A 5,673-nucleotide genomic window follows, 5' to 3' on the forward strand; every position below is an offset into this window, starting at 1 on the left:
GATCTGCTAACAAGGTCTGCATTCAGAATCGGGGCCGAAAGATAAATAAGTTAGAGAATACACGCCGAATTCAGATAAAATGTGAATGTTAGGATATCCAGCCTTTTGCCCGCATGTATGGAGTTGCGAAACTGAGAAGTATCGTGCTTATGATAAATATTGCCATCATATCTCCTACAATCCACATCTCGAAGAACGAAATAAACTGCCCGGCTGGAGTAACCCCGGTTGTACAGAGTACATAAGTCCCAATCAGCCCGCTAAGAATTGTGTTTAGGATGCACCCGAAAATAAGAAAGAGAGAGACATCTTTCACAGACCTGAGGGCTGGATTCGCACCTGATAGTCTGAAGGCAAGTGCAGGGACTGCAACCTGCACACCTTCTGATAACGCAAATACAAACACCCATTCAGGGGCGATAGGCAGTGTAAGCAATGCACCCAAAAAACATCCGAGATATCCTGCGAGCACTCCCTTCCACCCGAACCAGATTGCAATAACCACCACAAATCCGATACCGATAAAAAACACCGGGTTTTTGGATGTTAGGAGAAAGTGAAATCCGAACAGGTCGAGGATCGTGGTGATTATTGTCAGACCTAGGGCAAGCCCGATAGCAGCGACTATCCTTTCTCCCGCCATTTCTGATGTAGTATCCATCTGTTGTACCCCTGTTTGTGTTATCCAAAAACTCCTGGATCAATATCATCAAGTGATTGTCCTTTCGTCTCTATTCTGAAGATCAGAGTGACAAGAAGTCCTGCAAGTGACACAATCCCTATTACCACTAGCACACCTCCGATCCCTGCAATATCCTGAACAATAGGGATAAGGAATATCCCAACCGCAGCACCGGCTTTTGCAACTGCTGATGCCAGCCCGTGAGCCGATCCGCGAACCCTTGTTGGAAAGAGTTCAACCGGCAGGATGAATGTGGTTGCATTAGGCCCCAAATTTAAAAGCAGGTTGAAGAATATGAACCCGCTGAAGATGAGATAGATGTTGCTCCCAAACATCCATGCCATCAGGATGAGGAGCATTCCGAGGGTCATCCCGAGAAAACCATAAATCTGAAGTTTGATTCTCCCGATCTTGTCAACATATCGCATATTGAGCAGGAAACCGGCAAGCAGGAATATATCAAGGAATGCAGATCCGGCTATGGACTGGTATATCTCATCAAGACCAGTTCCTCCTTTATTTGTGAAGAGAAGTCCTGCAAGCAATATCGGCAGAAATATGCCGACACCATACATTGCTACATCCATTAAAAACCAGGGAATGGTGGCGAGAATTGTTCTCTTCCGATATTCTTTCGAAAAGAGAATTGAAAATTCAGAGTGCTCTTTCGTGGCATTGATAGGCTCTTTATCCTGCCTTGCAACACAATCTCTGATTTTGTCCTCTTTATTTGGTATTAAGTGACAGATAACCCGGGCAGCCTGCCTGAAGAGTCCCTGTCCGAGGTACCACCGTGGACTCTCCGGAACAGTTGCCCTTGCTATTAAAACAATTACTGCCGGAATTGCTCCTGATATCAGCATCCATCTCCAGGATGCCGGATCAGGATACATGAAGAGAATGACCAGACCCACGACTGCAGCAGTAAACATCCCGACTGCCTGAAATGCAAATGCTCCAATCAGCATTCTGCCTCTAAGCGCTACTGGCATAAACTCAGAGACATATGAAGCACAGATCGGGTAGTCAGCACCTACGCCCACACCAAGGAGCAGACGGAAGATGATGAGCGAGGATATATCCCAAGCAATACCGCAGCAGAATGAAAAAATGATGAACAGGAAGAGATCGACGATATAGATTGATTTTCTCCCGAACCTGTCTGTAAGGACACCACCCACGGATGCACCAAAAATAGCTCCAATGACAGCAGCAGATCCGATAGCTCCCAAAAGAAGAGGGGTTGGTGAGAGGTCCCGGATGATCAATGGTAGAGCAATCGAGATAATAAAAAGGTCATATCCGTCGAGAAAAATTCCCATTGCCGACAGGATCCAGATTCTCCAGTGAGTCGGTGTGAGATGTGAACAGTCAAGAAGATGGCATAACGCAGCATCCCTTTTTGCAGTTTCAGCAGTTTCAGACAAAGTGTCACACCTTCAGACAATTGAGTCGACGACAAAGAAGGCAGAACAGGTTTCGCAAAGTCATGAGAGTTAAGAGTCGGCATGTTCCTATATAATGGTAATTAGGCCTGGAAAATGAAATTTTAGGGCTAAAATATCAGTAATCAGGATCGATATCCTATACCCGGGTGGCATGTGTTCATACCTAAAGATTATCAATCGGATTCTCATTTCACGAGTTGAATAGCGATTGTATGGTAAAAATGAGAGAACTGAGTGTGTATCCTGACTGTAAACATACTGATTACTTCGGGAAATGCCTATGTTATTTTGAGTTTCCTGCCAATTGCATGAGGCTTTAAACTATCCAGACGAATGGATCAGGAGCATGAATATCGATCTTCAGATTCTGAAATCACTCTCGCTTAAAGAGAAGATATTATCAGCAGCAGTTCTGGCACTTGTGTGGGGAGGAATTGTGGTTGCAGTGATTCTATCAGATCTGAGGATCATCGAAGATCCAGGAACCTTCTTCTGGGGCTGTATCGCAGGATCCATCGTACTTGCTTACCTGGCGGTAAAGAAAAAGAAACTCGACCTTGTTTCATTGCTTACCCCCGTGTATGCAGTCATTATTTTTACCTGTCTTGACATCACACCAAACCTTGTACTTCAGGTATTGTATGCTGCCTCTATCACTTTTCTGCTGATTAGGATTCATCAGCAGTATTCCTAAAACTGTGACCCAGACAATGTCCTTTTTTAGATTTCCTGCCGGGTATATGCTTCTGACAAAAAAGTATCCAGAGAATTGGAGGTCTATACCTGGATGAACAGTTTAAAAAAATGATGGTTTATTCGGAAAAGACATTATCATAGATCATGTCTGAACCTGTTGCCTCAAGACGTGCACGCTCCGCCCTCTCCTCTGCAAGTGCATGGATTGGCGGGTTCAGGTCACGACCTGGAACATACTTGAACATCTTCTCGAGTTCAACCTGCTGTGCATGCATGAAGAGTGCATTCGGGATGTCGACTGCACAGAGTTCTTCACACTGACCACAGTTGATACAAGAGTCAGAGATGTGTGCGAATCTGATCAGGTGGAACATGAAGCCTGGTGGCACTGTGCCTTCCGGAATGTACCATGGTTTCTTGGTAGAGCACTCGATACAGTAACAGATTGGACAGTTGTCGATACACTGGTAGCATCTGATGCACCGTGAACTCTCGTTCATGATCTTCTGGAGACGGTCTTTTCCGGCACCAAGTCCTTCAAAGTCGCGATGACGCCACTCTTCACCGAGTTTAAGCATTGCTTTCTCGACTTTGCCCCTGATATCAATACCCTTCGGGTCTGGTGCACAGGTCTCGATTGCTCCTTTGGACTGGGCACCATTCAGGAGATTTGCACCCTTCTCAGAGCAGATCTCAATGAAGGTTGCTTTTCCTGCCTTCTCGCCAAAGACTCCCCAGTTACCACAGGCAAGATCTGCCTGACGTGGAACTTTCATCTTGCAGCGGCGGCAGTTGGACCTGCGTCCGTACCCTTCTTCTTCAAGTTCTTCGATCTTGATTCCCTTGTGACCGCCCTCGAACTCGATGATGAACTGACCCTTGTCGATCTCTTCCTTGTGAACAACATCAGGGTCAACCTCGAACTTCTCTGAGATCATCCGGCGTGCATCAACCGGGCTTACAGATCCTCCGCAGTTGACACCGATCAGAATGACGTTGTCAAGGTTGATCTGGTTCCTCTTTGCCATCTCGTAAAAGGCCATCGCATCGCAACCCTTGCAGGTAACAGCGATCTTGCTGTCTTTTGCACCGTTCAGGTACTTCTTGATGATCTTTGGAAGCAGAAGGGTACCACAGTGGAGTGACCCGGCAGTTGTGAGAATATCAGCAGGATCGGTAATGACGGCAGGTACTGCATCGTACAGATCTTTACCCTTCTTGATTGCTACAACTGCATCAACAGTCTTGCTTTCAAGTGCGTACTTCAGCAGGGCAGTGATTGCTCCTCCACACTCTCCTTTCTTGAGTGTCTCTGCATCTTTTGCCCATGCATATACCATCTCGCCTTTTGCTGCCATGTTCAGGCCTCCTTGTCAACTGCAACAGTAAAGGCCGGCTTGGCGGACTCTTTAATCATTACTGCTTCTGGTTTGTCGGTCTGTTCCAGACTGATACCTTTGTATGCCGGAACTGATGCGATCATTTCTGCAAATACATCCTCACAGGACTTCCATCCAAAGTCCTTGCCCATTGCTGCTGCAATGTCTGCTGTGATCTTCCAGTCGGCAGTTGCCAGCTCTGGAGCATCGGCAGCTTTGTGGACACGCTGGATTCTGCGTTCTGTGTTGGTCTGGGTGCCGTCCTTTTCAGGGAGAGCTGCAGCCGGAAGTACGACATGGGCAACATCCATGAATGGTCCTGCAAGGCTATCCTGTAAGATTACAAGGCTTGCCTTCTTGAGTGCCTCAATAGTTTCAGGGTATCCGCACTCGCAGACCTTTGGGCTATCTCCAGCCATGTAGACTGCTTTTGCCTTGCCTGCAAGGACTGCTGCATATCCACTTCCTTCTGCCGGAACTGCTCCGACATCAACAGCTCCCTGGCCATTGTTGCGGCTTCGGAGAACTAATATTCCATCAGCGTTACCGGTGAGTACTGCAAGGTTTGCCATTGCACGTGACCCGGCTTCTGTAAGAGCAGTTGGTGAGAATGCAAAGATGCCCTTGCCAGAAGTGATCAGTTCTGCTGCTGATTTGATAGACTCTTCAGATACACCGGCTGCATCTGCTGTTGCTGATGCAACTGACTTCTTGAAATCAGCAAATCCTGCAATCTTCTCAGCAGCCTTGTCGTACTTGCCTGACTTGATGACTTCAGCTGCGACTGCATTGATGAATGCAGTTCCGGCTGATTCCTTGTAGGTTACGGCTTCATCAGCGAGGTTTCCGGTTGGATTTGCTGTTGAAGATGCATACAGAATCTTTGCACCAGATTTCTTTGCTGATGTTATCTGACTGATAAGAATTGGATTCTGAACGTACAGGTTAGCACCGACAACTACGATCACTTTTGCTGAAAGGATAGAGTCGATTGAGCAGGTGGATGCATCAAATCCTACTGATTTTGAGATTCCTATCCCAATGGCAGAGTTGAGACAACTCTGTGTGTTGTCAATGTTCCCAGTCTTAATAACATCTTTTGCAAGTTTGACCATTGCATAGATGTCTTCATTGGTGGTTCTGGCTGATGCAATGCATGCCACTTCATCGGGTTTGAATTCTTTGAGTTTTTGTGCTGTGAAAGAAATTGCCTCTTCCCAGGATACTTCCTGAAGACGCCCGTCTTTTCTAATCAATGGCTTCTTGATGCGGTCGGGGCTGCTCAGATACTCTTCACAAAACCCACCCTTAATGCAGAGTCTTCCCTCATTTACAGGTGAGCGGTGGTATGGCTGAGTTCCTGATACTACCCCATCCACAACCGCAAGGTTCATAGAACAACCAGTTCCGCAGAACGGACAGGTTGTCTGGACGTATTTAAGGTTCATTACATCGCTCCGTTGCATTA

Annotated in this window: 5 protein-coding genes; 1 reads left to right on the forward strand and 4 read right to left on the reverse strand. The window is 46.7% G+C overall.

The window, feature by feature from the left end; translation table 11 throughout:
* Nucleotides 1-88: 88 nt before the first annotated feature.
* Together VN429_RS11250 and VN429_RS11255 are read right to left on the reverse strand one after the other, a co-directional pair.
* The gene (locus VN429_RS11250; RefSeq protein WP_325633351.1) at nt 89-661 is read right to left on the reverse strand and encodes a hypothetical protein; all 573 of its coding nucleotides are present in this window, start codon (nt 659-661) and stop codon (nt 89-91) included.
* 20 nt (nt 662-681) lie between these two features.
* Complete coding sequence (locus VN429_RS11255; RefSeq protein WP_325633353.1) at nt 682-2,109, reverse strand: MFS transporter; 1,428 nt, start codon at nt 2,107-2,109, stop codon at nt 682-684.
* Between the two features lie 367 nt (nt 2,110-2,476).
* Between VN429_RS11255 and VN429_RS11260 the strand changes: the two genes are divergently transcribed.
* The gene (locus tag VN429_RS11260) at nt 2,477-2,824 is read left to right on the forward strand and encodes a hypothetical protein (RefSeq protein ID WP_325633355.1); all 348 of its coding nucleotides are present in this window, start codon (nt 2,477-2,479) and stop codon (nt 2,822-2,824) included.
* Between the two features lie 118 nt (nt 2,825-2,942).
* Here the strand turns inward: VN429_RS11260 and VN429_RS11265 are convergent, their stop codons facing one another.
* The gene (locus VN429_RS11265; RefSeq protein WP_325633357.1) at nt 2,943-4,184 is read right to left on the reverse strand and encodes a Coenzyme F420 hydrogenase/dehydrogenase, beta subunit C-terminal domain; all 1,242 of its coding nucleotides are present in this window, start codon (nt 4,182-4,184) and stop codon (nt 2,943-2,945) included.
* 2 nt (nt 4,185-4,186) lie between these two features.
* A partial coding sequence (locus tag VN429_RS11270; protein ID WP_325633359.1) for a molybdopterin oxidoreductase family protein occupies nt 4,187-5,673 on the reverse strand: 1,487 nt, incomplete at its 5' end.

Origin of the sequence: Methanospirillum sp. (assembly GCF_035560735.1) — an archaeon.
Lineage (GTDB): Archaea > Halobacteriota > Methanomicrobia > Methanomicrobiales > Methanospirillaceae > Methanospirillum.